Here is a 24,134-nt window from a genome sequence, read left to right as displayed (position 1 = left end):
AATACTCGAAGTGACAAATACCGGCAAGCGCGCGGACGGCGGGCAGCACAATCACGCCCGTCCCCGGCCCCAGCTTGACCATGCCCGCCCTGCGCCACGCCCAGACCGCCCTGCTGCTGACCGCTGCCCTCGCGCTGAGCGCCTGCCAGCGCGTCAACGATGTTCCCGCCGCGCTGCCCGCCGCCTCCGCCGCGCAGGACGCCGGCGCCACGGCCCAGCTGCGCGACGAGGCCGACGGCCTGCTGGCCCTGCACCGCCGGATCATCGTGCTGATGGACGGCGAGGCCGCGCTGCCGCCGGTGCAGCGCAGCGAGGTGCAGGCCCTGGGCCAGCAGCTCTTCCACGAACTGCTGCAAGGCCAGCAGCACCTGGCCGACGCGGCGCTGAAGCCCGACGCGCTGGAGGCCACGGCCGCGCTGCTGACGCGCATCGAGAGCGAGCCGGGCTGGTTCGACGCCGACCGCCTCGCGTTCAAGGAGGTGCTGAGCCAGCTCGCCACGGGGCTGAAGACGGCGCAGACGCTGGAGGGCATCAAGCTCGCGCGCCGCGCGCAGGACGACCTGGACACGCTGGCCGAAGTCGAGAAGGCCTATGAGCAGGAGCTCAAGGACGTCTTCGGCGGCTTTGCGAAGCGCGGCATGGCGCTCAAGCGCGAGAAGTGGGCCGACTACGTCGCCAAGCTCAAGGTGCTGCACACGCGCGAGGCGGTCATGAAGCAGTACGGCGCACAGCTGCCCGCGGCGGCGGACCTGACGCCCGAGCCGCCGGCCTCCGCCGCTTCGGGCGGCCTGCGCGGCGTGGCCGCCAAGGAGCGCGAGGTCTTCGGCGACAAGCTGCCGCCCAAGACCGTGCTGCTGACCTTCGACGACGGCCCGCACCCGCACTACACCGACGAGATCCTGGAGATCCTGAAGCGCTACAACGCGCCGGCCGTGTTCTTTGAGCTGGGCCAGAACCTGGGCAAGGTGGACGCCGCCGGCGCCGTGCAGCCCGGCAATGGCAGCGCGGTGGCCAAGCGGGTGCTGGCCGCCGGCCACCAGATCGCCAACCACAGCTTCACGCACGGGCTGATGAGCAAGTTCGAGCTGCCCAAGGTCAAGGAGGAGGCCGCCAACACGGAGGCGCTGCTGGACGCCGCGGGCCGCAACGGCGACGCGCTGTTCCGCTTCCCCTACGGTGCCCGCAACGACGGCGCGCTGACCACCATCGAGACGCTGAAGCTGCGCTCGATGATGTGGAACGTGGACTCGCTGGACTGGAGCGACCCCATCCCCAAGAGCATCGCCGCCCGCGTGATGGCCGAGCTGGACAGGCAGCAGCGCGGCATCGTGCTCTTCCACGACATCCACGCCCGCACCGTGCAGGCCCTGCCGCTGGTGCTGGACCAGCTCGCCGCCGAGGGCTGGCGCTTCGCCAGCTACCAGGGCGGCCAGTTCGTCGTCTCGGCCGAGAAGGCCGCCGCCGCGCCGCCACCCGCCGCGGGCGAGCTTTACCGCGACAGCCATGCACTGGTCATCGGCATCAACCAATACACGGCCTGGCCCAGGCTGTCGCATGCGGTGCGCGACGCCCAGGCCATGCGCGACACCCTGGTCACGCGCTTCGGCTTCGCGGCCGACCACGTCACGCTGCTGACCGATGCCGACGCGACGCGCGCCAACATCCTGAAGGCGCTCAACGACCGCTTCGGCGACCCCAAGCGCGTGAAGCGCGACGACCGCGTCTTCGTCTTCTTCGCCGGCCACGGCAGCACGCGCAAGCTGCCCAGCGGCCGCGAGGTCGGCTACATCGTGCCGGTGGACGCCGGCCTGAACAACCTGCAGGCCGACGCCATCGCGATGCCGCAGCTGCAGGAGGTGGCCGAAGCCATCACCGCCAAGCACGCCCTCTTCGTCATCGACGCCTGCTACTCCGGCCTGGGCCTGACCCGCGGCGGCTCGGCGGCGGCGGACAGCAACTTCGCCCGCACCAACGCGCGCCGCATCGGCCGCCAGATGATGACCGCCGGCGGCGCCGACCAGCAGGTCGCCGACGACGGCCCCGGCGGCCACTCGGTGTTCACGTGGACGCTGCTGCAGGCGCTGTCCGGCAAGGCCGACCTGAATGGCGACGGCCTCATCACCGCCACCGAGCTGGCCGCCTACGTCGCGCCCGCCGTGTCGGCCATCGCCCACCAGACCCCCGCCTTCGGCAGCCTGCCGGGCAGCGAGGGCGGCGAATTCGTCTTCGAGCTGCCGGTGGCACAGGAGCCGGCGCTGAGCGGCGCCGTGGCCCAGCTGGACGACAGGGCCAGCCGGCTCGCGCTGAAGGTTGACGAGGCCAGCAGCGCCGGCCGCCAGGTGGCGACCGCGGCCAGCGCCGTGCAGGTGACGATCAAGGGCCTGGACGGCAAGGACCAGGCGCTTGCCGCGCCGACCGTGCGCGTCGACCCCGGCGCCCGCGTGGCCGCCCAGCGCGCCAACGACCGCGGCCTGCAGCTCTACCGCGAGCGCCGCTACGACGAGGCCGAGGCCGCGTTCAAGGAGGCGCTGCAGCTGCAACCCAAGTTCGCTCTTGCCGCCAACAACCTGGGCTTTGTGCTCTACCGCCGCGGCAAGCCCGCCGATGCGGCCGCGTGGTTCGAGAAGGCCGTCGACATGGACGGCAGCCGCGCGCTGGCCTGGCTCAATCTGGGTGATGCGCGGCTGCAGGCCGGCGACGACGCCAAGGCGATGGCGGCCTACAAGACCTTCCTGGAGTTGGCGCCCAGGCATGCGCGGGCGGCGGAGTTGCAGGGGTGGATTGCGAATCCGTCGGAGGGGACGAGGCCGAAGGCGTTGTGAGATGCCAAAGCCCATCAAATCGCTTTCGAACGCTCCCAAGTCCACGCTGCGTTGGTGGGGACTGCAGTCCGCCCCCGCGTTCGACTTCGCCATTGACTTCTTGCAACGCCAAGGGTGCGATGGCCCAACAACGTGGAAAGAAGGTGCCCTTGTCCCATTCACGATGGCGCTGGGGCCGACGATCAAGGCCAGCGTCGGCCTGAGCGCCGTCAGCGCCGACAACGGTTACGCGACGTTCAGCTGCCGCGCGGTGATCAGGTCAAAGACGCTTCACGAGGTGAGTGAACCTTCGGACCCGTGGATGAGCGGGACAAAGAGTGCGCTATTTGAGGGCTTCGAGCCCTGCATTGGCTATTGCCTCTCGCATTTGAAATGGTGCGAGAGGGAAGACAGCATCAACCCGAGCTGGGCCATGACCCTGGGCCATGACACGAACAAGCCGAACATTCACGTTTGGGCGGCGGACTTTGAGCGGTTATTCACGCCGCTGCTGAAGAGTCTGGCGACGGATTCGGCGCTGGAAGAGGCGATGGCCCGTGCCGTTGCCAAAGCCAAACCCGCCTGGGTGAAATCCGACTCGCCGTACTTCGTCTTTCTTCCCCAAAGGCTGGCGCGTCTCAAGAGCCGGGATCTGCCTCGCTGAGCAGTCGTCGCAACGTGGCGGTCAACTCTGGCAGCGCGTCCTGGACGACGTTCCACACCGTCGCATGATTCACGACGGCGTATCCGTGGATCAACACATTCCGGAAAGCCACGATCTGGGCCAGGCGCGGCACGTGTGTGGCCAATTCGGCGTCGACCCTCGCCAATTGGCCCAGAGCCTCGCCAATGATCTCGAACTTGCGCTCCACCGCTGAGTGCAGCAGCTCATCAGCCGCGTACAACCCTGCATCCCGGCCCTGCACAAAACCCTGTATCGCCTCGGCGGCGCTCAGCGCATCCCACAGGAAGGCTCGCGGATCACGCCGCATAGAGCAGCTCGCGCTCCCGCTCGATCTGGCGCAGCACGAACGGGTTGCGCACCGCGTCCGCCTGCACAAGGTCGACCCGACGCCCCAACACGGACTCGAGATCACGCCGGGCCGCGTCCCATTCGTCGAGGCCGACGCGGAAGCCGGGCTCGAAGGCGACCAGCAGGTCGGCGTCGCTCTGCGGCCTGAAGTCGTCACCGCGTGCCGCAGAGCCGAACACCTCCAGCCGCGCTATGTGATGGCGGCGGCACAGGGCGGCAAGGGCTTCGCGGGCCTGAGCGATGCTGAGATGCATGGCTCGAGTGTAGGCATGCGGGAGCCCATCGTTTGGCCGCAGTCGCCACGCCAATTTCCCGCCACCGACATCAACCCGCCTCCCAGCTGTGTTCCACTCGGCCGAGAAGCCCCGTCCGCGTTGATCCTTGCCGGAGATCTCGATGACCCCATCCGCCTCGTCCCCCGCTGCAACGCGACGCGACGTGCTCCGTGACCGGTTGCTCGCCACCGTCGACCTGCTCAAGCAGCGGCGCGCGGCCGAGATCGCCGAGGGCTATATCGATGACTACGTGGCCCTGCACTGGCTCGAATGGCAGGGCGGCACGCTGCGCCTGACGACGACCGGCGAGAACCTGTGCAAACACCTCACGGCCTTGCTGAACCGCGGCGACGGGCGATCTCTGCGCTGAGGCCGCCCGGGGGCGGCGGATAGGCGCCAACCCGCCTGTGTTCCACTTCCGCCGTGAATCCCGAAGTCTCCCCAGCCGCCAAGCCGGCCAAAGCGCCGCCGCCGGCCTTTCCCCTTCCCCAGCCGCGCCACGCCTCGCGCCTGCCGGCCGACCTGTCGCCCGAAGACTGGGCCCGCATCCGCCAGGCCGCCCATGCGCTGCCCCAGGTGCTGGTGCCGGCCGACCTCGACGACGGCAGCGACGACGCGCTCGACCGGCTGGGCTGCATCCAGATCTCCAAGGCCGCCGGCGGTGGCCGGCCGAGCCGCTGGATCCTGCCGGCCCAGATCCCCGTGGCGCTGGCCCAGCTGGACGCGACGCCGCTGGCCAACACGCTGCGCTCGCAGCTGCAGCAGCGCCTGCACCAGCTCGAATCGCTCGGCCTGCGCCGCGAGGGCCTGGTGTTCACGCGGCTGTGCGTGCACCCGATCACGCTCGCGCACGAGGGCTGGCGCATCGACCTGTCGCACCGCGTGCCGGTGCCGGAGGCGCCCGTCTGGGCCTTCTTCCGCGACGGCGACGCAGCCGCGCTGCGGCATGCGCTGGGCCAGGCACCCGAGTATTCCTACACCGCCGAGCTGGCCCTGCACCTGAACCACCTCGTCGCGCGCAGCGAGGCCATGGGCGACTCCGCCCAGCTCGCGTCGCTGCTGCCGCGCCTGCAGGCCGAGTGCGGCGTGCCCATGTCCTTCGGCGACCTGAAGACCGCGCTGACCCGCGCCCAGGACCGCTGGGAGCAGCAGGTCGAGGAGCAGAGCACGCTGGCCAGCCTGGGCCGCGAGCTGGCCTTCCAGGGCTATCCGGACAGCTTCGACGCGGCGCGCAAGCTGGGCCGCAAGGTGACGCTCTACCTCGGCCCGCCCAACAGCGGCAAGACGTATTCGGCCTTCGAGCGGCTGGCGCAGGCGCTGGACGGCGCCTACCTCGCGCCGCTGCGCCTGCTGGCGCTGGAGGGCCGCGACCGGCTCGTCGGCCGCGGCGTGCCCTGCTCGCTGCTGACCGGCGAGGAGAACGTGCCGGCGGCCAATGCGCGCGTCGTCAGCAGCACCATCGAGATGGTCAACACCCGCGACGTCATCGACGTGGCCGTCATCGACGAGGCGCAGATGATCTTCGACGACTCGCGCGGCTGGGCCTGGACGCAGGCCATCGTCGGCGTGCCGGCGCGCGAGCTCATCATCATCGGCTCGGCCTATGCGGCGCCGGCCATCGAGCGGCTGCTGCAGCTGTGCGGCGAGAAGCCGGAGAAGCGCTTCTTCGAGCGCAAGCAGCAGGTGCAGCTGATGCCCGCGCCGGTGCCCATGTCGCACTTGCAGGCCGGCGACGCGGTCGTCGCCTTCAGCCGCCGCGACGTGCTGATGCTGCGCGACCAGATCGCGCAGGACGGCCACTCCGTCAGCGTCATCTACGGCGCGCTGCCGCCCGAGGTGCGGCGCCGCGAGGCCGAGCGCTTCGCCGTCGGCGCCAGCGACGTGCTGGTCGCGACCGACGCCATCGGCATGGGCCTGAACCTGCCGATCCGCCGCGTGCTGTTCTCGACGCTGGAGAAGTTCGACGGCGTGGGCGACCGCGAACTCAGCGTCAGCGAGGTGCACCAGATCGCGGGCCGCGCGGGCCGCTACGGCATGCACGACGAGGGCTTCGTGTCCGTGCTGAAGGAGGCCGAGGCCGACGCGATGAAGATCCTGCGCCAGCAACTGCCCAAGGAGCCGCGCGCGCCGCGCGACTTCAAGGCGCCGGTGGCGCCGAACTGGCGCCATGTGCAGACCATCTCGCAGCGCATGGGCGTGAACAAGCTCCATGCGGTGCTGAGCATCTTCATGCAGCAGCTGCGCCTGGACGACGCCCACTTCGCCGTGGCCGAGCTGGAGCAGATGCTGGAGCTGGCCGAGATGCTGGACCGCAACGCGGCCACGCTGCCGCTGCAGGAGCGCTTCCGCTACGCGCAGGCGCCGGTGGACTCGCGGCTGCCGATGCTGGTGGAGCAGTACGAAAGCTGGGCCACCCAGCACGCCCGAACCGGCAAGGCCGGTCAGCCCTATTTCCTCGACGACTACGACCAGCACGGCCGCCTGGACCGCATGGAGCAGGCGCTGCGCATCTGCACGCTGTGGCTGTGGCTGGACCTGCGCTTCCCCGGCGTCTACGGCGAGGTGGAGGCCGTCATCGACTTGCGCGGGCGGCTCAATGACGGCATTGAAAGGCAGCTGAAAGGCAGAAAGCCGCTCTGGCAGCGCCGCGGGCGCTGACCGCGGCCAGCGCCGGGCGCCGGGCGCCGCGGCGGGATTCTTCATTCGGACGTCATGCGCGGCGGCGACATTGCGCGCTCCCAGCAATGTCCCCTTGCCATGACCGCCCCGAGCCTCCCTTCCCCATTCCGTTTCTCCGCCCACCGTCTTTGCGCCGTCGCCGCCGCCATCTGGCTGCTGGCGGCCCAGGCCGCCTGGGCCGACACCGCCGCGCCGGCAGCCTCCGTCGCGCCGGCCCCGTCTGACGCGGCCGAGGGCGGCGCCGCCACGACCCATTCGCTGCAGGCCGTGGAAGTGGTGGCCAAGCGCACGCGCTCGGCCACATCGCTGCAGGCGTCCGACGTGCAGGCCCAGCTGCCGGGCGTCAACCCGCTGAAGGCGCTGCAGTCGCTGCCCGGCGTCAGCTACCAGACCGCCGACCCCTGGGGCAACAACGAGCAGAACGCGCAGCTGTTCATCCACGGCTTCAGCGCGCAGCAGCTCGGCTACACGCTGGACGGCGTGCCGCTGGGCGACCAGCAGTACGGCAACTACAACGGCCTGTCGCCGCAGCGCGCCATCAGCAGCGAGAACGTGCGCAGCGTCGTGCTGTCCTCGGGCGCGGGCGACCTCGCCACCGCGTCCACCAGCAACCTCGGCGGCACCATCGAGACCTTCAGCAGCGACCCGCGCAGCCAGCATCGCCTGTCGCTGGAGCAGACGCTGGGCAGCTACAGCGCGACGCGCAGCTTCGTGCGCTACGACACCGGCGACTTCGGCGAGGGCAACTCGGCCTATGTGTCGGCGATGCGCCTGCGCGCCCGCGCCTGGGACTTCGACGGCAGCCAGGGCGGCGAGCACTACAACGCCAAGTTCGTGCGCCGCATGGGCGACGACCGGCTGACCGCCTACCTGAGCTACAGCCACAAGATCGAGCCCAACGAGGACTCGACCGTGCACTCGGCCAGCCAGGTCTTCCAGCCCTACACGCGGCCGTTCTACTACCCCGACTTCGCCGCCTACGTGGCCTATCTGGACCCCAAGACCAGCGCGACACCGACGGCCCAGGGCGCCAACTACAACAACTACTACAGCGCTGCGCAGCGCGACGACACGCTGGGCTATCTGAAGTACGAGGCCCAGCCGAGCGAGACGCTGCGCTGGAGCCAGCAGCTCTACTGGCACCACGACAAGGGCGCCGGCCTGGTGGCCGGCCCGATCGGCGTGGCCGGCCTGCCCGGTCTGTTCTCGGTCTACTTCCCGGGCCAGAACCTCAAGCAGGTGTTCGGCAACTCCGGCCTGGCGCTGCGCACGACCGAGTACCGGATCGACCGCGGCGGCCTGATCGGCAAGTTCGAGCTGGAGCTGGGCGAGCACCAGCTGCAGGCCGGCTACTGGTTCGAGCACAACCGCGCCGACGCCTACCGGCGCTGGTACCCGGTGGACGTCAACAACCCCGGCACGCCCTACGACCGGCCCAACGGTGACGCGCTGATCACGCAGTACGGCAGCACGATCCAGAACCGCGTCGTGCAGCTGCACCTGCAGGACAGCTGGCAGGTGCGCTCCGACCTGCTGCTGCAGGCCGGCTTCAAGTCCAGCCTGCAGTTCGCCGAGGGCCGCTTCCCGGTGCAGCAGAAGGCGGGCTCCATCACCGGCGGCTCGCCGGCGCTGCCCGAGGGCCGCATCGACACCAAGCGCTGGTTCCTGCCGCAGGCCGGCCTGGTCTGGACGCTGTCGCCGCAGGCCCAGGTCTATGCCAACGTGCAGAAGAACCTGCGCCAGTTCGTCACCTACGGCGCCGGCGGCCTGTCGCCGTGGAGCCTGTCCAGCCAGGCCGGCTTCGACCTCTTCAAGGCCACCGCCAAGCCCGAGACCTCGGAGACCTACGAGACCGGCCTGCGCGGCCGCCGCGCGCTCGACCTCGGCCCGCTGAGCGCGATCGAGGGCCAGCTCAGCGTCTACCACGTCGACTTCCACGACCGGCTGCTGCAGATCTCGTCGACGCCGGTCATCGGAGTCATCAACCCGGGCAACCCCATCCTGGCCAACGTCGGCGACGTGCGCACCGACGGCATCGACCTGGCGGCGACGCTGCACTTCGGCAGCCACTGGTCCTTCTACAACGCGCTGTCCTACAACCGCTCGGTCTACACGGCCGACTACCAGACCGGCTCCAACAACACGACCGTCAACACCTCGGGCAAGCGCGTGCCCGGCAGCCCCCAGCTGCTGGAGAAGTTCACGCTGAGCATGAACTACGGCGACGTCGAGGCCCAGCTGATGGGCGACTACGTCGGCAGGCGCTACGCGACCTACACGAACGACCTCTGGGTCAGCGGCTACTTCCTCGCCTCGGCCATGGTCGGCACGCGGCTGCCGATGCTGGAGTCCGGCGGGCTGCTGAAGGACGCGAGGCTGCGGCTGACCGTCAGCAACCTGGCCAACAGGAGGGGCGACCTGAACGTCGTCGTCGGCTCGGCCGCGGGCACCTACAACACCTTCCCGATCCCGCCGCGCCAGTATTTCCTGACCTTCTCCGGCGCCTTCTGACGGGCGCATCCACCGGGGCCTGGCCGGCCCCGGCGGGCGGCGCGGCGGACGCGATCGGCATAGGCCCGGACCCGCGCGGCGCCGGTCAGCGGGTCACCGACCCCAGCGCCATCAGGTCCCGCGCCGTCGCCACGATCGCCTCCCGCGGCGCCCTCGGCACCCAGCCCAGCCGCTCGCGCGCATGGCTGGAATCCTGGTGCCGGGCCGTGCCCAGCTCGCTGGCCGCGGCGCGCACGGTCGGGCTGAACCTGGCCAACAGCCGCACGCTCCAGTCCGGCAGCGCCAGCGTCGGCACCTTGCGCGCCTGATCGCCCAGCTCGGCGCGCAGGATGGCCGCGATCTCGCGCAGCCACAGGAAGCCGCCGCAGGCGATGAAGCGCTCGTCGGCCATGCGCTGCGGCGCCGTCAGCGCGCGCCAGTGCAGCTCGGCCACGTCGCGCACGTCGACGATGCCGAAGCCGATATTCGGCAGGGCCGGCAGCCGGCCTTCGAGCAGGCGGCGCACGATGAGCACGCTGGCCGAGTAGTCGGCGCTGGCCACCGGCCCGAGCACGACGGAGGGGTTGACGGTGCAGAACTCCAGCCCGCCGCCCTCGCGCGCCACCCAGTCGCGCGCGGCGCGCTCGGCGACGGCCTTGGACTGGACGTAGGGCGGGATGCCGGGCGCACCGAGATTCGTCCAGTCGGCCTCGGTGAGATGGTGTTCGCCCGGCCCGTGGCCGTAGGCGATGGCCGCGACGGAGGAGGTCATCACCACCCGCCGGACGCCGGCATCGCGCGCGGCCTTCAGCGCGCGCAGCGCGCCATCGCGGGCCGGCACGATGAGCTCGTTGGCATCGCGCGGCACGCCGGCCGGCAGCGGCGATGCGACATGGGCCAGGTGGCTGCAGCCGGCCGCGGCCTCGGCCCAGCCGGCATCGGCCGTCAGGTCCGCGGCGAAGCAGCGCAGCTGGTCGTCACCCGATGCCACGCCCAGCAGCTGGCGCAGCTCGGGCTCGCGCGCCAGGTCGCGCACGCTGGTGTTGACCTGCCAGCCGCCGGCCAGCAATTGACGGATCAGCACGCCGGCGACGTAGCCGCTGCCGCCGGTGACGAGGATGCGGGGAGAGGGCGCGGAAGAGGCCATGCGCCGCATTGTCCGGGCGCGCCGGCCTGCCATGACCGACGGCACCCGAGGGCGAGTGCGCATTGCCAGCCGGCACGGAGCAAGGGACAGTCGCGGCTTTTCCGGATTTCTCAGGACTTCTCTTGACCACCGTCCCCCTGACCGCGGCCGCCGACGCCACAAGCGCCGCACGCGCCCGCCACGACCGCGCCTTCCTGGGCCACCCCGCCGGCCTCGGCTGGCTGTCCTTCTGCGAGCTGTGGGAGCGCTTCTCCTACTACGGCATGCAGGCCCTGCTGGTGCTCTACCTGGGCAACTACCTGTTCCTGCCCGAGCACATCGGCGGCGTGGCCGGCATCGGCTCGCTGCGCGCCGCCATCGAGAGCGTGACCGGCCCGCGCTCGACGCTGCAGCTGGCCTCGGCGGTGTTCGGCCTGTACACGGGCTTCGTCTACCTCACGCCCATCTTCGGCGGCCTGCTGGCCGACCGCGTGCTGGGCCGCACGCGCACCGTCGTGCTGGGCGCGCTGCTGATGGCGCTGGGCCACTTCCTGATGGCCTTCGAGGCCGCGCTGCTGCCGGCCCTCGGTTGCCTGCTGCTGGGCGTGGGCTGCTTCAAGGGCAATATCGCCGCCCAGGTGGGCGACCTCTACGCGCCGGGCGACAAGCGCCGCGCCAGCGCCTTCCAGATCTTCATGCTGGCCGTGCAGATCGCCGTCATCGCCGCCCCCATCGTCTGCGGCACGCTGGGCGAGAAGGTGGCCTGGCACTGGGGCTTCGGCGCCGCCGGCGTGGGCATGCTGATCGGCCTGTTCGTCTACCTCGGCGGCCGGCGCCACCTGCCGCCCGAGGCGCCGCGCCAGGCCGCCAGGGCCGACGCCGAGGCGCACCCGCCGCTCGGCCGCCGCGGCCTGCTGCAGGTCCTGCTGCTCGTGGCCATCATCCCGCTGCTGATGCTGTCCATCGTCGGCAACCAGCAGTTCAACAACGCCTACCCGCTGTGGTCGCAGAAGTTCATGGACATGACGGTGGGCGGCTTCGAGGTGCCGGTGACCTGGCTGCAGGCGGTGGACGCCACGGTCAGCTTCGTCACGATGCTGGGCTCCATCGCGTTCTGGCGCTGGTGGGCCAAGCCAGAATCCGGCCGCCGCGAGCCCGACGAGGTCACCAAGATCGCGCTGGGCTGCTTCCTCGCCGCCGGCGCGCCGGCGCTGCTGCTGATCCCGGCCCTGTCCATCGAGGCCGGCGGCGCCAAGATCAGCATCCTGTGGACCTTCGCCTACACGCTGGTCAACGACATCGGCTTCGCCAACATCCTGCCCGTGGGCCTGGCGCTGTACTCGCGCGCCGCGCCGCGCGGCCTGCAGGGCGTCATGATCGGCATCTACTACCTGCACCTCTTCCTCGGCAATATGTTCGTCGGCTGGCTGGCCGGGCTGCTGGAGGTGTTGCCGGGCTCCCAGTTCTGGCTGCTGCACGCCGCGCTGGTGGGCGGCGCGGGCGTGGGCATGCTGCTCGTGAAGCTGCTGTTCGGCCGGCTGCTGGCGCCGGACGACGAAGCGCCGGCCGCCCAGGCCGCATAGCCCGTGTAGCCCGGCCTGCCTAGACTCGCCCCCATGCTGACCGTCCACCACCTGAACAACTCCCGCTCGCAGCGCGTGCTGTGGCTGCTCGAAGAACTCGGCCTGCCCTACGAGATCCAGCACTACCAGCGCGACGCCAGGACCTCGCTGGCGCCGCCGGAGCTGCGCCGCGTGCACCCGCTGGGCAAATCGCCCGTCATCACGGACGGCGGCTTCACGGTGGCCGAGAGCGGCGCCATCCTCGAATACCTGGTGGACCGCTACGGCCAGGGCCGGCTCAAGCCCACGGGCGAGCAGGACCTGCTGCACTACCGCTACTACCTGCACTTCGCCGAGGGCTCGGCGATGCCGCCGCTGCTGATGAAGCTGGTCTTCAACAAGGTCAAGCGCGCGCCCATGCCCTTCTTCGTGAAGCCCGTCGCCAGGGGCATCGCGAACAAGGTGCTCGCCGGCTTCGTGCAGCCCAACATCGACGCGCAGCTCAGGTTCCTGGAGAGCGAGCTGGCCGCGCGCCCCTGGTTCGCCGGCGCCGAGTTCTCGGCGGCGGACGTGCAGATGAGCTTCCCGCTGGAAGCCGCCGCGGCGCGCGGCGGCGCGATGGACGGCTACCCGAAGATCAAGGCCTTCCTGGACCGCATCCATGCGCGGCCGGCGTACAAGCGGGCGCTGGAGCGCGGCGGGCCGTATGACTTGCTGAGCTGAGCGCTCTACCGCGTCAACCGGTAGATCAGCAGGGCGGCGCGGATGGCGCCGCGCTCGATGGACGCGATGTCCAGCCACTCGTCGGGCGTGTGCGCGCCGCCGCCCGCGGCGCCGAGGCCGTCCAGGCTGTCCACCAAGGAGGCGACGAACTGCACGTCGCCCGCGCCGCGTTGGCCCGGCGGGAAGGGCGCGATCTCGCCCAGGCCGGCATCGGCGCTGGCGCGCGAGTAGGCCTCCAGCAGCTTGAGATTGCCCGGCGTGGGCGCCATTGGCGGATAGGCCTCTCTGAAGCTGATGCGCGAGCGCGTGCCCGGCAGCGCCTGCTCGACGATGGCCTGCATGCGCTCGCGCGCCTTCGCGCCCTGCTCGGGCGTCAGATAGCGCAGGTCGCCGCGCACCAGCGCGTCGCGCGGGATGACGTTGCTCTTGCCATAGGCCTGGCCCTGGCTCTGGGCGTCGTCCCAGCTGGCGCTGGTGCCGCCGACGAGGGTCGCGGCGTTGAAGGTCAGGTCGGGCTCGATGAGCCGGGTGCGGAAGGCATCGAGCACGCGCGCCGCCTCGTAGAGCGCGCCGAAGCCGTCGCGGCCGAACACGCCGGCCGAGTGGCCCGTGCGGGCCGTGACCTGCAGCTGCCAGCCAGCGGAGGCGCGGCGGCCGATGGTGGCGGCGTCGCGCCCCTGGTCGTCGCGCGTGGCACCCTCGAAGGCCAGCGCCGCGTCGCTCTGCCGGGCGGCATCGACCAGCGCGGCGCGCGCGACCTCCACGGGGCTGCCCACGCGCTCCTCGTCGCCGGTGAAGACGGCGCGCACCGTGCGCCCGTCCAGCGCGCCGGCCTCGTGCAGCGCCCGCAGCGCGAGCAGGATGATGACGTCGCCGCCCTTCATGTCGCTCACGCCCTGGCCGCTGACCCGGCTGCCGTCGCTGCGCCAGGGCGGCACGGGGCTGTCCTTCTCGAACACGGTGTCGAGGTGGCCGATCAGCAGCAGGCGCCGGCCCTGTGTGCCCCTGCGCTCGGCCACCAGGTGGCCGGCGCGCTGCATGGCCGGCGGCATGTCGACCCAGCGCGTGCCGAAGCCCAGGCTCTCGAATTCCTTGGCGTACAGGGCGCCGACCTCGCGCACACCGGCCGGGTTCAGCGTGCCGCTGTTGACGAGCACGCTGCGCTCCAGCAGCCGCAGCGCCTCGGGCGTGTGGCGCTTCACGTGGGCGACGATCTGCTGCTCCTGGGCGTCCAGGCCACCGGCCCAGGCCGAAGCGGCAAAGGTGAAGAGCAGCAGCGCGGCGGCGCTTCGGAGAGGGTGCCGGGTCTTCATGCGCCGAGTGTCCGACAAGCCGCCATGCAGCGCCGCCTGCTGCTGACCCTGCTGCCCTGGCCCGCGCTGGCGGCCGGGCCCACGGCCCTGCCGACGTTCCGAACGTGAAACTCAAGGGCAAGGCCCGGCCCCCGCCACCGCCGGCGAATGCCGGCTTTCCTCGGTGGTGCGGCCCGGAGACGGGTGTTAGGCTGCCGCCCAGTTGCACGTCGGGGATGGAGATGTTTCAGGAGCTGCAGGAGTTGTTGGGCGCGTACTTGATGCCGGTGCTGATCGCGGTGCCGCTGGCCATCATCGTGCTCATCGCCGCCTTCAAGCGCGACGACTACCGGCCATCGCGCGACTACGCGCCGCCGCCGCGCCCGCCCGTGCCGCCGCAGGCAGCGCGCGCCGCCCAGCCGCCCGTCGCGCTGCCGCCCCTGCCCATCGAGCCCAATGCCGGCCCGAGCATGGCCAGCGCCTTCGTCATGGCGCCGTCGCCGATGCAGCCGCCGCAGGCCCCGCCGGTCATCCCCGAGGGCCCGCCCGCCATCCTGATCGCCGACGACTCGGCCGTCGTGCGCACCAAGCTCAAGCGGCTGCTGGAGGGCGCCGGCTTCGTCGTGCTGCAGGTCAACGACGGCAACGAGGCCCTGGCCGAGCTGGAGGCCAGGCCCGAGATCGCCGTGCTCATCACCGACCTGGAAATGCCCAACAAGGACGGCTTCGAGCTGATCGCCGACGTGCACGGCAGCATCGCCACCGAGGACCTGCCCGTCATCGCCATCACCGGCCACGACGAGCTGCACGGCCGCGTCGGCCAGATCGAGGGCGTCTACGGCATCTTCAAGAAGCCCTGGAGCGACCGCGAACTGCTCAAGCGCGTGCAGTCGCTGACGCATCTGCGCTCGGCCGCCGCGCGCCGCGCCCGGCGGGCAACCGACGCTCGCCCCGGCGCCGGCGGCTGAGGGCTCCGGCCGATTCGGCATTCGGGCCGAGCGCCGGGCCTGCCATGGGCCAGAGGCCCCTGGCCTTCCGTAGGCACAAGCAGTCCGCAGGGACTGCTTGTGTCCGACTCCAGTTCGCCAAGCCGGCCCACCTGGCGATACCGGCCGGTCAATCCGGCAGGAATCGCCACCCCCGCGGGGGGTGGACCAGCGTACTCGCTGGGCCGGGGGCTCCATTCACAGCGCACGCGGGCTGAGCAGGGCCGCCAGCGTCACCAGGGCCAGGGCCAGCAGCAGCACGGGCAGGACCTCGCGCGTGGCGGGGTCGAACAGCAGGCCGGCGCCGGCCAGCGCGGCGCTGCTGGTCATCGCATCGCTGAGCTGCAGCGCCGAGGTGTTGCTGCCCTGGCTGGCCGGCGGCGACAGCTTGAGCAGCAGCACCGACAGCATCGGAAACGACAGGCCGATGCCCAGGCCCACCGTGGACCAGCCGGCGAACACCCAGCCCGAGGGCAGCGCGAACAGCAGCGGCGCGATGACGACGAGCAGGCCCAGCGCCGTCAGCCCGAAGCCGCCCGGCAGCAGCAGGCGGCGCTGCTCGGCCCCGGCCACGCGGGCCTGCAGGGTGCTGCCTAGGCTCCAGGTGACGGCCCCCGCGCTGAGCGCGACGCCGGCCTCGGTCAGGCTCCAGCCGAAGCGCTGGGTCAGCAGCAGCGGCAGGAAGGCCTCGGCGCTGGCGAAGGTGGCCGCGATCAGCCCGCGCAGCAGGATGACCGAGGGCAGGCCGCGCGCGGCGCTCAGCGTGCCCGCCGGCAGCAGCCGCCACGCCGACACGCCGGCCAGGCCCAGGCCGGTGGCGAACAGCAGGGCCGCGCCCGGGCCGGCCTGCTGGCTGGCGGCGTGCAGGGCCAGCGCGCCGAGGCTGGCCAGCAGCGCCCAGCGCATGGCGCCCCAGCGCAGTTCCTCGCCAGTGCCCGTGCCGACCCGCTTCAGCGAGGGCAGCATCAGCGCCGCCGCCAGCGGCACGGCCGCCGCGACGGCCAGGAAGACCGCGCGCCAGCTCAAGGCCTGCACGAGGAAGGACGCCAGCGCCGGCCCGACGAGGCCGGGCACGACCCAGGCGCCGGCGAACATCGCGAACAGCTTGGGATGCAGGGGCTGGGGCACGACCCGGCCCACGCCGACGTACAGCGCCACGCCCAGCACGCCGCTGCCCAGGCCCTGCAGCGCCCGGCCCGCCACCAGCGCCTTCATGTCGGGTGCGAAGCCGGCCAGCAGCAGCCCGGCGAGGAAGGCCGCCAGCCCGGCCAGCGACGCACGGTAGGGGCCGCGCTTGTCGCAGAGCTGGCCGGCCGCCGTCATGCCCAGCACCGAGGTCGCCAGCGTGGCGCCGAAGGCCAGCGCGTAGAGCGGCAGGCCGTCCAGCGCCGCGGCCACGGCCGGCATCGCGGTGGCCACGGCGATGGACTCGAAGGCCAGCATGGAGATCAGCGCGACGGCGCCCACGCAGGCGGCGCGGCGGCCCGGGGCGAAGAGGGCGGTGTCGGCCGGCGAAGCGGGTGCGGGAATCAGCATTTGTCGGAGCGTAAAAGCTCAAGCCCACTTCAAGTCAAGCGGGCATCGAGGGTGGAGGGGACAATCGGGGCATGTCTGTTTCCGTGTTGCACTGTGCCTCGGCCGGCTTCGAGTCGGCCTGCCGCATCCCCGCCCTGCCCGCCGCTCACCGCAGCCATGGCCTGCACGGCCACGGCTATTTCGCGACCGTCCGCGCCGCACTGCCGGCCGGCTGGGCGGCCTTCCCCGGCGGCGAGGTGGAGGCGTTGCGCGCGCGCATGGCCGACACGGTCGCGCCGCTGGACCACGCGCTGCTGAACGACCATCTGGCCGAGCCCACCGACGAGAACCTCGCGCGCTGGGTGCGCGGCCGCCTGAGCCCCGAGGTGACCGGCATCGTGCAGGTCGGCGTGCAGAGCACGCCGCACAGCGGCGTCGACCTGGACGGTGCCGGCCATGCCCATGTCTGGCGCCGCTACCGCTTCCAGGCCGCCCACCAGCTGCCCCATGTGCCGGCCGGCCACCAGTGCGGGCGCATGCACGGCCATGGCTTCGAGGTCATCCTGCATGCCAACGCCGACCTCGGCGAACGCGACCTGGCCATCGACTACGACCACCTCGACGAGGTCTGGGCGCCGCTGCACTTCGAGCTGAACTACCGCTGCCTGAACGACATCGCCGGCCTGCAGAACCCGACCAGCGAGAACATCTCGGCCTGGCTGTGGGCGCGGCTGAAGCCGGCGCTGCCGGAGCTGAGCTGGGTGACCGTCTACGAGACCGGCTCCAGCGGCGCCAACTTCAACGGCCAGAGCTATCGCATCTGGAAGGAGATGACGCTCGACAGCGCCGTTCGCATGCGCCACGCGCCCGGCGGCCACCCGCTGGCGGGCATCCACGGCCACACCTTCACGCTGCGCCTGCACCTGGCCGCGCCGCTGGACCAGGTCATGGGCTGGACGGTGGACTTCGGCGATGTGAAGACGCTGTTCAACCCGATCTTCAAGCGGCTGGACCACCATCCGCTGTTCGACAACGCCAACTTGCAGGGGCTTCACGACGGCGACGCGGCGAGCATCGCGGCCTGGGTGCTGCGCGAGGGCGGCGGCGCGCTGCCGCAGATCGACCGCGTGGACGTCTACGAGACGCGCGGCTCGGGCGCCATCGTCAGCCGTGCCGACTCGGAAGAGCTGATTCCCGTATGACCTATTCCGTCAAAGAGCTGTTCTACACGCTGCAGGGCGAGGGCGCCCAGGCCGGCCGCGCGGCCGTGTTCTGCCGCTTTGCCGGCTGCAACCTCTGGACCGGCCGCGAGCAGGACCGCGCAGCGGCGGTCTGCAGCTTCTGCGACACGGACTTCGTCGGCACGGACGGCGAGGGCGGCGGCAAGTTCGCGACGGCCGATGCGCTGGCGGACACGATCGCGAAGGCCTGGCCCGGCGGCGGAAGGCCGTATGTCGTCTGCACCGGCGGCGAGCCGCTGCTGCAGCTGGACGCGCCGCTGATCGCCGCGCTGCATGCGCGCGGCTTCGAGGTCGCCGTCGAGACCAACGGCACCCAGCCCGCGCCGCCGGGCCTGGACTGGATCTGCGTCAGCCCCAAGGCCGACGCGCCGCTGCTGCTGACCTCGGGCCACGAGCTGAAGCTGGTCTACCCCCAGCCGCTGGCCCGGCCCGAGCGCTTTGCCGGCCTGGACTTCCAGCACTTCTTCCTGCAGCCGATGGACTCCGTGCTGCAGCGCGAGCACACGAAGGCGGCGGTGGACTACTGCATGAAGCACCCGCAATGGCGGCTGTCGGTGCAGATGCACAAGGTGGTCGGCATCGCCTGAGCGCTATCTGGGCGGCAGGGTGCGGACGAAGGCCAGCGCACCGGCGATCAATCGACGACGCAGCGCGTCGTCGCCGCAGACCCCGCCATCCGCGCGGACCCAGCCGGCCATGGCCTTGCCGCGCGACAGCATGGGCTGGACACCGTCCAGCCCGAGCGCCCAGGCATCGCCGCCTTTGCCGAGCCGGACCAGCAAGCCGTCGGAACGCGCACCGCACAGGAGATGTCCGTGGAGCAGCCAGGCCCGGCCGCCGAACATCGACTTCTGCGTGATGCCCGCGACGGCGCGAAGCTCGTCGTGAATGAGTTCCTCGAGGCCGGGATTGCGCGACATGGTTCTGCGCTCCTGGGGTCGTCAACGTAGCGGGGGAGGGCAATTGCGCCGCAGATCGTAGACCGGGCCGGCCCGCGGGCTCAGCGCAGGCGCCGGTCCAGCCAGTTCAGCACGCGCAGGTCCTGGAAATAATTGGTGTGGTGGGTCTCGGCGCTGACGCCGAGGTCCTCCCACTGCGGCGCCGCCAGCGTCAGCGGGCCGAGCCGGTTCATCGCGGCGGTGTCGACGACGAGGTCGTTGGGCTGGTCGAAGATCAGGTCGGCGCCGTAGTACAGGGCCTGGCCCTTGACGTGGGTCACGCGCTTCCACAGCTTCCACAGCGGCTCGTTGACCTCGGCGGGCCGGAAGCTGCCGCCGATGGCGCGCATGTCGACGCCCGATGCCGACCCCTGCAGCGGCCAGAGCTGGGCCAGCTCCAGGTTGTTGTCCACCCGCCCCATCGCCAGCAGCCCCGGCACGAGGCCGACGCCCGCGTCGGCCAGCGGCGTGCGGGCGCCGAGCTGCAGCACCTTGCCCAGCACACAGGCCAGGCCGCCCACGCCCAGGGCCAGCGCGTCCAGGCCCGGTGGGGCGATCTTGCGGGCCTGGGAGGCCGCCTCGGCCACGGCGTCGGCAAAGCTGGCCAGCGTGTCCAGGGCCTGGCGCAGCTTGTCCGGCGCGGCCAGCGAGGTGCCGGCCAGCGGCGCGCCGACGAAGAGGGCCTGGCGCGCGCGCAGCCCGGGCGCCATGCGCAGCAGCCAGGAGATGACGAGGCCGCCGCGGCTGTGGCCGACGAAGTCGAATTCGGCCGGGCAGGGGCTCAGCGCGTCGCGCAGGGCCAGCGCGTTCAGCCAGGGCCCGACGGACAGCGTCGGGTGGTCGAAGGCCAGCACGGCGGCGTAGGCGCCGCGCGCGTCGGCCAGGCGCTGCAGCAGGGCCTCGCCCTCGGCCGTCGCGTTGAACTCCTTCGCATACATCGCGCTGGCGCTGAAGGTGCCGTGCACCAGCACCAGCACCCGGCCGCTCAGCCCGGCCAGGAAGCCGGCGGGCAGCGGCGCCCAGGCCTGGCCGTCCCAGCGGCGCAGGCCGTCGGTCGGCGCGGCCAGGTCGGCGAGCACGGGGTTGAGGTGGCGGTCCAGCTTGACGAGGCCGGCCGTGACGGCGTTCTCGCCCAGCTCGGGAAAGGCGATGCGCTGCACCGTCTCGCGCGACTCGGCGCTGTAGCTGCGCCAGCCGCGGCGGCCCTGCGTGCCGAGCTGGCGCAGCGGCGGCTCGTAGACCCAGCGCAGCAGGCCATCGTCGCGCACCAGGCGCACGGCGGCGCGGCCGTCGGCGGCGCGCGGGTCGAAACCGCGGCGGCGGCGCTGCTGGATGGGCGCGCGCGTCGCGTCGCCGCCGGGCGCGGGCACGTCGAACTGCTCGCCGACCTGGGCCCACAGGGCCTGGCTCGCGACGCTGTTCATGGCTCATCCCTCAGCAGCGGCAACGGCGTGATCTGCCGCTGCCGCGCGGTGATGATGTCCAGCATGGAGTCGTAGTCCGCGCGGTCGTTCAGCGCGTCGACGCCGGCCTCGATGGCCTCGACGAAGCCGCAGTGCTCGGTCAGGCGCACGGTCTCGATGGGCACGAGCTTGCGTTCGGCGATCAGCTGGCGCACCTCGTCCCAGCTGGCGCGGCCGGCATGCCAGGGCACCGTCTGCGCATTGGCGGCCGAGCTGCCGCCGGCATCGGCCTGCACGGCGCCGCTGTAGTTGCCGGTCATCTGCATATAGGCCTCGCGGAAGGACGGATGGCGCCACCAGCCCGGCAGCGCATGGCCGTCGAGCAGGAAGACGACGGGGTAGATGTCCACCAGCTCCAGGCAGGCCGCGAACAGCAGGGCCAGGTCGATGCAGGTGCCGGCACGGTCGGCCAGCACGGTGGAGGGCATGCGCAGGCGCTGCGAGTCGAGCTGGCGGCTGTAGCTGGGCGGCGGGTTGACGTAGCCGAGCTGCCAGTCGTGCAGCAGCGTGGCCCAGATGGCCTCGACCTGGCGGTCCACGCCGCGCAGCAGCTCCTCGTCGATGCGGCCGTCCGCCGCCACGGCGCCGTCGGGCACGCACTGGTAGCCCTCGAAGCCGGCCGTGGGGTCGTCGCGCAGCACGCGGTTGTAGCGCTGCGACTGCGACACCGCACGCACCACGGCCGGGTCGCGCGGCAGCACGAAGGAGGGCAGCCACTGGCCGTCGCGACGGTTGTCGCGCCACTGGTCCACCGGCAGCAGGCGCAGCCGGTGGCTGTCGTGGTAGAGCAGCGCGCCGCCCTGGCGCACGCGCACCTGCAGGCTGGTGTTGATGGCCTCGTGCACGCCGCGGGCCACGTCGGCCGTCAGCGGCACATGGATGTCCTTCGTCAGGTTCTCGCGCTCGTGCTGCATGACGACGCGGCGCTCGAAGCGCGCCTCCTCGTCGCCCATGTGGACGGCCACCTCGATGTCCAGCGGCTCGGCCGCGGCGGGCGCGTCGCAGCTCAGCACGAAGCGCTTGAACAGCGGCTGGGCGTTGTGCAGCACCGCATAGTTCAGCTCGGGGAAGGGCTCGATCGCGCAACGCACCTCGGGCGAGGCCGGCGCCGGCGCGGCGACCTCGGCCGCGGCCAGCGCATGGCCCCGGGCCTCGTGGGCGGCGCGGGTGGCGGCGTCGACGAAGACCGGGCCGTCCAGCCACAGCGTCACGCCGGTCGCGTCCACGGACTCGGGCAGGGCCCTCACCTCCTCCCAGGCGCTGCGGAAGGCCGCCGGCAGGTCGAAGCCGCCGGCGAACAGCTGGCGCAGCAGCTGCACCAGCGCGTACTCGGCCAGCGAGTCGTCGAAGGCGTCCTGGAAGCCCAGGGCCGCCCGCGTCGCGCCCTCGGCGATCAGCATCGGGGCCAGGCGCGCGGCGCTGTTCCACACATTCAGCGTCGTCAGATAGGGCGGCGTGGGGCCCACGGCCTCGGCCACGGCCCGGGCCAGCGCCTGGGCGTGCACGAGCTGCGGGTAGCCGCCGGCGCCGCGCAGCAGCAGGCCGTCCAGCAGCCGGTGCGAATCGGCCAGCAGCTCGTCGATGGGCTGCACGCGGCTCGACGCGCCGGCCTCGTCCGAATCGGGCGCGTCGACCAGCGCCGCCCTACCCAGCAGCGTGCCCAGCTCGCGCAGGCCCTGGTGGCTGTCCATGCCGGCAAAGTGCAGCAGATGCGGCGGCCGCTGCCTCAGCTCGGCGGCCAGCTCCTGCAGGCTGGGATAGTTCAGCACGCGCGGCGCGGGCACCTCGGGCGGCAGCGCGGCGGCGAGGTTCTTCAGCTCGCCCTCCACCGTCCAGCGCTCGCCCAGTTCGGTCGGCAGCGCGTTGACGAAGAGCACGCGCAGCGCCTTCCAGGGCGGCAGCACGACGGCCTGGCGCGGCAGCGGCTGCCAGCGGCCCTCGACCTCGTGCTGCACCTGCAGCTCGCGGATGATGGTCAGCGCCCGCAGGCCCTCGGCGGCGCTGCGGCGCTGCTCGCGCGTGGCGGCGGCCAGCACGTATTCCCACGGGAAGATGCGGCCCTCCCAGCAGACCGCCTCGTGCTGGTAGGGCACGCGCACCACCAGCATCGGCGCCCGGCCCAGGGCCTGCAGTTCGTGGTCGTCCAGCCCCAGCTTGTCGATCAGCGTCTCGCGGGCCAGGGCCTGGTGCTGCTCGCGCACCTTGGCGTCGCGCACCCAGCGCTGGCGCGAGCGCAGCACATAGGTCCAGCGCAGCGCCTGCTGGGCCATGCTCTGGCGCGAGCGCGGGTCCATGCCGGCCAGCGGCACGCCGAGCGCGTTGCCGGCGCTGGCGATGCGCACGCCTTCGAGCAGCTGCGCGTGCTCGGGCAGCGTTCGGGTCTTGCCCACGGAGCGGTCCTCAAGTCGTCGAGACGGACCGCAGTATCGCGACGCCACGCTCCCGCGCAACGCCACCTTTCACGTTCAGACCAGGCCGAGGCTTTCCTCGACGCCCAAGTGCACGTTCATGCTCTGCACGGCCGCGCCGCTGGCGCCCTTGCCGAGGTTGTCCAGGCGGCTCATCAGCAGCAGCTGCGTGTCCGATGCGAACACGAAGAGGTCGACGCGATTCGTGTCGTTGCAGGCCTGCACGTCGAAGAAGCCGCTCTCCAGCGTGGCCGCGTCGCGCAGCGGCTTCACGTCGATGAAGCGCTCGCCGGCATAGTGCGCGGCCAGCGCGGCCTGCACCTGCTCCGGCGTCGTGCCCTGCTTGAGCTGGCCCAGCTGCAGCGGCACGCTGACGGCCAGGCCCTTGTAGAAGCTGCTGACGATGGGCATGAAGACCGGCGGCGTGGCCAGGCCGGTGTGGGCCATCATCTCCGGCAGGTGCTTGTGCTTGAGCGCCAGGCCGTAGGGCCGCGGCGCCTGCAGAGGGGCCGGCAGCGGCTGCTGCTCGTACTCGGCGATCATGCTCTTGCCGCCGCCCGAGTAGCCGGTGATGGAGGTGGCGCCGACGGCCGCCTCGCGCGGCAGCAGGCCGGCGTCCACCAGCGGGCGCACGGCCAGGATGAAGGCGCTGGCGTGGCAGCCCGGGTTGGCGATGCGCTTGGACGCGCGGATGGCCTCGCGCTGGCCCTTGGCCAGCTCGGGCAGGCCGAAGGTCCAGCCCGGCACCGTGCGATGGGCCGTGCTGGCGTCGATCAGGCAGGTGTTGGGGTTGTCGATCATGGCCGCCGCCTCGCGCGAGGCGGCATCCGGCAGGCACAGGAAGGCCACGTCGGCCGCGTTCAGCAGGCGGGCGCGTTCGGCGGGATCCTTGCGCCTGTCGGTGGCGATCTTCAGCACCTCGATGTCGCGCCGCGCCGCGAGGTAGTCGTGAATCCGCAGGCCCGTCGTGCCTTCCTGGCCATCCACAAACACCTTGAACGTCATCGCCGCTGCTCCACTGGCTGAAAATCCAACTGTGCAGGATAAGGGCAAACCATGAAGTCAGAGCGCGTACTGCTTCTCCCCGGCTGGCAGAACTCCGGCCCCGACCACTGGCAAAGCCGCTGGGAACGCCTGCACGGCGACGAGCGCGTGGAGCAGCACGACTGGGACTGGCCGCGCCGCGGCGACTGGATGGCGCGCCTGGACGAGGTGCTGCTGCAGGACGACGCGCCGGCCGTGCTGGTGGCCCACTCGCTGGGCTGCCAGCTGGTGGCCAGCTGGGCCGAGCACTCGAAACACACGGCGCGCGTGAAGGGCGCCCTGCTCGTCGCGCCGCCCGACACCGAGCACGAGGCCATGCCGCCGCAGCTGCACAACTGGCGCCCGATCCGCCGCCCGCGCCTGCCCTTCCCCAGCATCACCGTCATCAGCAGCGACGACCCCTACGGCGCGGCCGAGCGCACGCTGCAGATGGCCCAGGACTGGGGCTCGCAGGTCGTCATGGCCGGCCCGCGCGGCCACCTGAACGCCGAGTCCGGCCTGGGCGACTGGTCCGAGGGCCGCCAGTTGCTGGAAGAGCTCGCCAGGCGCTGAAGGACA

The 24,134-nt window shown here is 71.8% G+C and carries 20 protein-coding genes; 11 read left to right on the top strand and 9 right to left on the bottom strand.

Annotated elements, in window-relative coordinates; all coding sequences use genetic code 11:
* Window positions 1–80 precede the first annotated feature (80 nt).
* Together NYP07_RS02035 and NYP07_RS02030 are read left to right on the top strand one after the other, a co-directional pair.
* Entirely contained in the window at window positions 81–2,822 is a 2,742-nt protein-coding gene (locus NYP07_RS02035) for a polysaccharide deacetylase family protein (RefSeq protein WP_268146846.1), read from the top strand.
* A gap of 1 nt (window position 2,823) precedes the next feature.
* Window positions 2,824–3,465, top strand: a complete 642-nt coding sequence (locus tag NYP07_RS02030) for a hypothetical protein (RefSeq protein WP_268146844.1) — start codon at window positions 2,824–2,826, stop codon at window positions 3,463–3,465.
* Here the strand turns inward: NYP07_RS02030 and NYP07_RS02025 are convergent.
* Both NYP07_RS02025 and NYP07_RS02020 read right to left on the bottom strand, forming a co-directional pair.
* Window positions 3,440–3,793, bottom strand: coding sequence for a HepT-like ribonuclease domain-containing protein (locus tag NYP07_RS02025; protein ID WP_268146842.1), 354 nt, complete (start codon window positions 3,791–3,793; stop codon window positions 3,440–3,442). The genes NYP07_RS02030 and NYP07_RS02025 overlap by 26 nt on opposite strands.
* Window positions 3,783–4,088 carry a nucleotidyltransferase family protein gene (locus NYP07_RS02020; protein ID WP_268146840.1) on the bottom strand — a complete coding sequence of 102 codons (306 nt, stop codon included), beginning with the start codon at window positions 4,086–4,088 and terminating at the stop codon, window positions 3,783–3,785. Before NYP07_RS02020 ends, NYP07_RS02025 begins: the two co-directional genes overlap by 11 nt.
* Window positions 4,089–4,230: 142 nt before the next feature.
* On the opposite strand from NYP07_RS02020, the gene NYP07_RS02015 reads away from it, so the two are divergent.
* The 3 genes from NYP07_RS02015 to NYP07_RS02005 all read left to right on the top strand — a co-directional run bounded on the left by NYP07_RS02015 (window position 4,231) and on the right by NYP07_RS02005 (window position 9,299).
* Window positions 4,231–4,479: a hypothetical protein gene (locus NYP07_RS02015; protein WP_268146838.1), complete on the top strand. Its 249-nt coding sequence runs from the start codon at window positions 4,231–4,233 to the stop codon at window positions 4,477–4,479.
* 53 nt (window positions 4,480–4,532) lie between these two features.
* Complete coding sequence (locus NYP07_RS24015; protein ID WP_268146837.1) at window positions 4,533–6,767, top strand: helicase-related protein; 2,235 nt, start codon at window positions 4,533–4,535, stop codon at window positions 6,765–6,767.
* Between the two features lie 99 nt (window positions 6,768–6,866).
* The gene (locus NYP07_RS02005; RefSeq protein WP_268146835.1) at window positions 6,867–9,299 is read left to right on the top strand and encodes a TonB-dependent receptor; all 2,433 of its coding nucleotides are present in this window, start codon (window positions 6,867–6,869) and stop codon (window positions 9,297–9,299) included.
* Window positions 9,300–9,384: 85 nt separating this feature from the next.
* Here NYP07_RS02005 and NYP07_RS02000 read toward each other — a convergent pair whose 3' ends face one another.
* Window positions 9,385–10,425 (bottom strand): NAD-dependent epimerase/dehydratase family protein, encoded by a 1,041-nt coding sequence (locus NYP07_RS02000; RefSeq protein WP_268146833.1) that lies wholly within the window; start codon window positions 10,423–10,425, stop codon window positions 9,385–9,387.
* 122 nt (window positions 10,426–10,547) lie between these two features.
* Here NYP07_RS02000 and NYP07_RS01995 point away from each other — a divergent pair, with 122 nt between their 5' ends.
* Both NYP07_RS01995 and NYP07_RS01990 read left to right on the top strand, forming a co-directional pair.
* Window positions 10,548–11,987, top strand: a complete 1,440-nt coding sequence (locus NYP07_RS01995; RefSeq protein ID WP_268146831.1) for a peptide MFS transporter — start codon at window positions 10,548–10,550, stop codon at window positions 11,985–11,987.
* A gap of 33 nt (window positions 11,988–12,020) precedes the next feature.
* Window positions 12,021–12,689, top strand: a complete 669-nt coding sequence (locus NYP07_RS01990; protein WP_268146830.1) for a glutathione S-transferase family protein — start codon at window positions 12,021–12,023, stop codon at window positions 12,687–12,689.
* A gap of 5 nt (window positions 12,690–12,694) precedes the next feature.
* On the opposite strand, the gene NYP07_RS01985 is transcribed toward NYP07_RS01990, so the two are convergent.
* A complete protein-coding gene (locus NYP07_RS01985; protein WP_268146828.1) occupies window positions 12,695–14,002 on the bottom strand; it encodes a M20/M25/M40 family metallo-hydrolase in 1,308 nt (435 codons plus the stop codon).
* 215 nt (window positions 14,003–14,217) lie between these two features.
* On the opposite strand from NYP07_RS01985, the gene NYP07_RS01980 reads away from it, so the two are divergent.
* Window positions 14,218–14,949 carry a response regulator gene (locus NYP07_RS01980; RefSeq protein ID WP_268146826.1) on the top strand — a complete coding sequence of 244 codons (732 nt, stop codon included), beginning with the start codon at window positions 14,218–14,220 and terminating at the stop codon, window positions 14,947–14,949.
* 216 nt (window positions 14,950–15,165) lie between these two features.
* Here NYP07_RS01980 and NYP07_RS01975 read toward each other — a convergent pair whose 3' ends face one another.
* Window positions 15,166–16,503 carry an MFS transporter gene (locus tag NYP07_RS01975; RefSeq protein ID WP_268146823.1) on the bottom strand — a complete coding sequence of 446 codons (1,338 nt, stop codon included), beginning with the start codon at window positions 16,501–16,503 and terminating at the stop codon, window positions 15,166–15,168.
* Between the two features lie 71 nt (window positions 16,504–16,574).
* Here NYP07_RS01975 and NYP07_RS01970 point away from each other — a divergent pair, with 71 nt between their 5' ends.
* Window positions 16,575–17,684, top strand: a complete 1,110-nt coding sequence (locus NYP07_RS01970) for a 6-carboxytetrahydropterin synthase (RefSeq protein WP_268146821.1) — start codon at window positions 16,575–16,577, stop codon at window positions 17,682–17,684.
* The gene (gene queE / locus NYP07_RS01965; protein ID WP_268146819.1) at window positions 17,681–18,310 is read left to right on the top strand and encodes a 7-carboxy-7-deazaguanine synthase; all 630 of its coding nucleotides are present in this window, start codon (window positions 17,681–17,683) and stop codon (window positions 18,308–18,310) included. Before NYP07_RS01970 ends, queE begins: the two co-directional genes overlap by 4 nt.
* A 3-nt stretch (window positions 18,311–18,313) precedes the next feature.
* Here queE and NYP07_RS01960 read toward each other — a convergent pair whose 3' ends face one another.
* From NYP07_RS01960 to argC, 4 genes are all read right to left on the bottom strand, one after another.
* A complete protein-coding gene (locus tag NYP07_RS01960; protein WP_268146817.1) occupies window positions 18,314–18,643 on the bottom strand; it encodes a TfoX/Sxy family protein in 330 nt (109 codons plus the stop codon).
* 80 nt (window positions 18,644–18,723) lie between these two features.
* A complete protein-coding gene (locus NYP07_RS01955) occupies window positions 18,724–20,085 on the bottom strand; it encodes an esterase/lipase family protein (RefSeq protein WP_268146814.1) in 1,362 nt (453 codons plus the stop codon).
* Entirely contained in the window at window positions 20,082–22,514 is a 2,433-nt protein-coding gene (locus NYP07_RS01950; RefSeq protein ID WP_268146812.1) for a hypothetical protein, read from the bottom strand. Before NYP07_RS01950 ends, NYP07_RS01955 begins: the two co-directional genes overlap by 4 nt.
* Window positions 22,515–22,589: 75 nt before the next feature.
* On the bottom strand, window positions 22,590–23,537 hold the full coding sequence (gene argC, locus NYP07_RS01945) for an N-acetyl-gamma-glutamyl-phosphate reductase (protein ID WP_268146809.1): 948 nt from the start codon (window positions 23,535–23,537) through the stop codon (window positions 22,590–22,592).
* A 51-nt stretch (window positions 23,538–23,588) separates the two neighbouring features.
* Between argC and NYP07_RS01940 the strand changes: the two genes are divergently transcribed.
* Complete coding sequence (locus NYP07_RS01940; protein WP_268146807.1) at window positions 23,589–24,128, top strand: RBBP9/YdeN family alpha/beta hydrolase; 540 nt, start codon at window positions 23,589–23,591, stop codon at window positions 24,126–24,128.
* The last annotated feature ends 6 nt before the right edge of the window (window positions 24,129–24,134 follow it).

The organism is Pelomonas aquatica (genome assembly GCF_026712205.1).
Lineage (GTDB): Bacteria > Pseudomonadota > Gammaproteobacteria > Burkholderiales > Burkholderiaceae_C > Pelomonas > Pelomonas aquatica.
This window is presented reverse-complemented; position numbering and strand designations above follow the sequence as displayed.

Excerpts from the sequence above, each read along its gene's own strand:
- NYP07_RS02015 (WP_268146838.1), top strand. The coding sequence starts at position 4,231 with ATGACCCCATCCGCCTCGTCCCCCGCTGCAACGCGACGCGACGTGCTC.
- argC (WP_268146809.1), bottom strand. The coding sequence starts at position 23,537 with ATGACGTTCAAGGTGTTTGTGGATGGCCAGGAAGGCACGACGGGCCTG.
- NYP07_RS02035 (WP_268146846.1), top strand. The coding sequence starts at position 81 with ATGCCCGCCCTGCGCCACGCCCAGACCGCCCTGCTGCTGACCGCTGCC.
- NYP07_RS01990 (WP_268146830.1), top strand. The coding sequence starts at position 12,021 with ATGCTGACCGTCCACCACCTGAACAACTCCCGCTCGCAGCGCGTGCTG.
- NYP07_RS01970 (WP_268146821.1), top strand. The coding sequence starts at position 16,575 with ATGTCTGTTTCCGTGTTGCACTGTGCCTCGGCCGGCTTCGAGTCGGCC.
- NYP07_RS02025 (WP_268146842.1), bottom strand. The coding sequence starts at position 3,793 with ATGCGGCGTGATCCGCGAGCCTTCCTGTGGGATGCGCTGAGCGCCGCC.
- NYP07_RS01955 (WP_268146814.1), bottom strand. The coding sequence starts at position 20,085 with ATGAACAGCGTCGCGAGCCAGGCCCTGTGGGCCCAGGTCGGCGAGCAG.
- NYP07_RS02000 (WP_268146833.1), bottom strand. The coding sequence starts at position 10,425 with ATGGCCTCTTCCGCGCCCTCTCCCCGCATCCTCGTCACCGGCGGCAGC.
- NYP07_RS02005 (WP_268146835.1), top strand. The coding sequence starts at position 6,867 with ATGACCGCCCCGAGCCTCCCTTCCCCATTCCGTTTCTCCGCCCACCGT.
- queE (WP_268146819.1), top strand. The coding sequence starts at position 17,681 with ATGACCTATTCCGTCAAAGAGCTGTTCTACACGCTGCAGGGCGAGGGC.
- NYP07_RS02030 (WP_268146844.1), top strand. The coding sequence starts at position 2,824 with ATGCCAAAGCCCATCAAATCGCTTTCGAACGCTCCCAAGTCCACGCTG.
- NYP07_RS01975 (WP_268146823.1), bottom strand. The coding sequence starts at position 16,503 with ATGCTGATTCCCGCACCCGCTTCGCCGGCCGACACCGCCCTCTTCGCC.
- NYP07_RS01980 (WP_268146826.1), top strand. The coding sequence starts at position 14,218 with ATGGAGATGTTTCAGGAGCTGCAGGAGTTGTTGGGCGCGTACTTGATG.
- NYP07_RS01985 (WP_268146828.1), bottom strand. The coding sequence starts at position 14,002 with ATGAAGACCCGGCACCCTCTCCGAAGCGCCGCCGCGCTGCTGCTCTTC.
- NYP07_RS01940 (WP_268146807.1), top strand. The coding sequence starts at position 23,589 with ATGAAGTCAGAGCGCGTACTGCTTCTCCCCGGCTGGCAGAACTCCGGC.
- NYP07_RS01960 (WP_268146817.1), bottom strand. The coding sequence starts at position 18,643 with ATGTCGCGCAATCCCGGCCTCGAGGAACTCATTCACGACGAGCTTCGC.
- NYP07_RS02020 (WP_268146840.1), bottom strand. The coding sequence starts at position 4,088 with ATGCATCTCAGCATCGCTCAGGCCCGCGAAGCCCTTGCCGCCCTGTGC.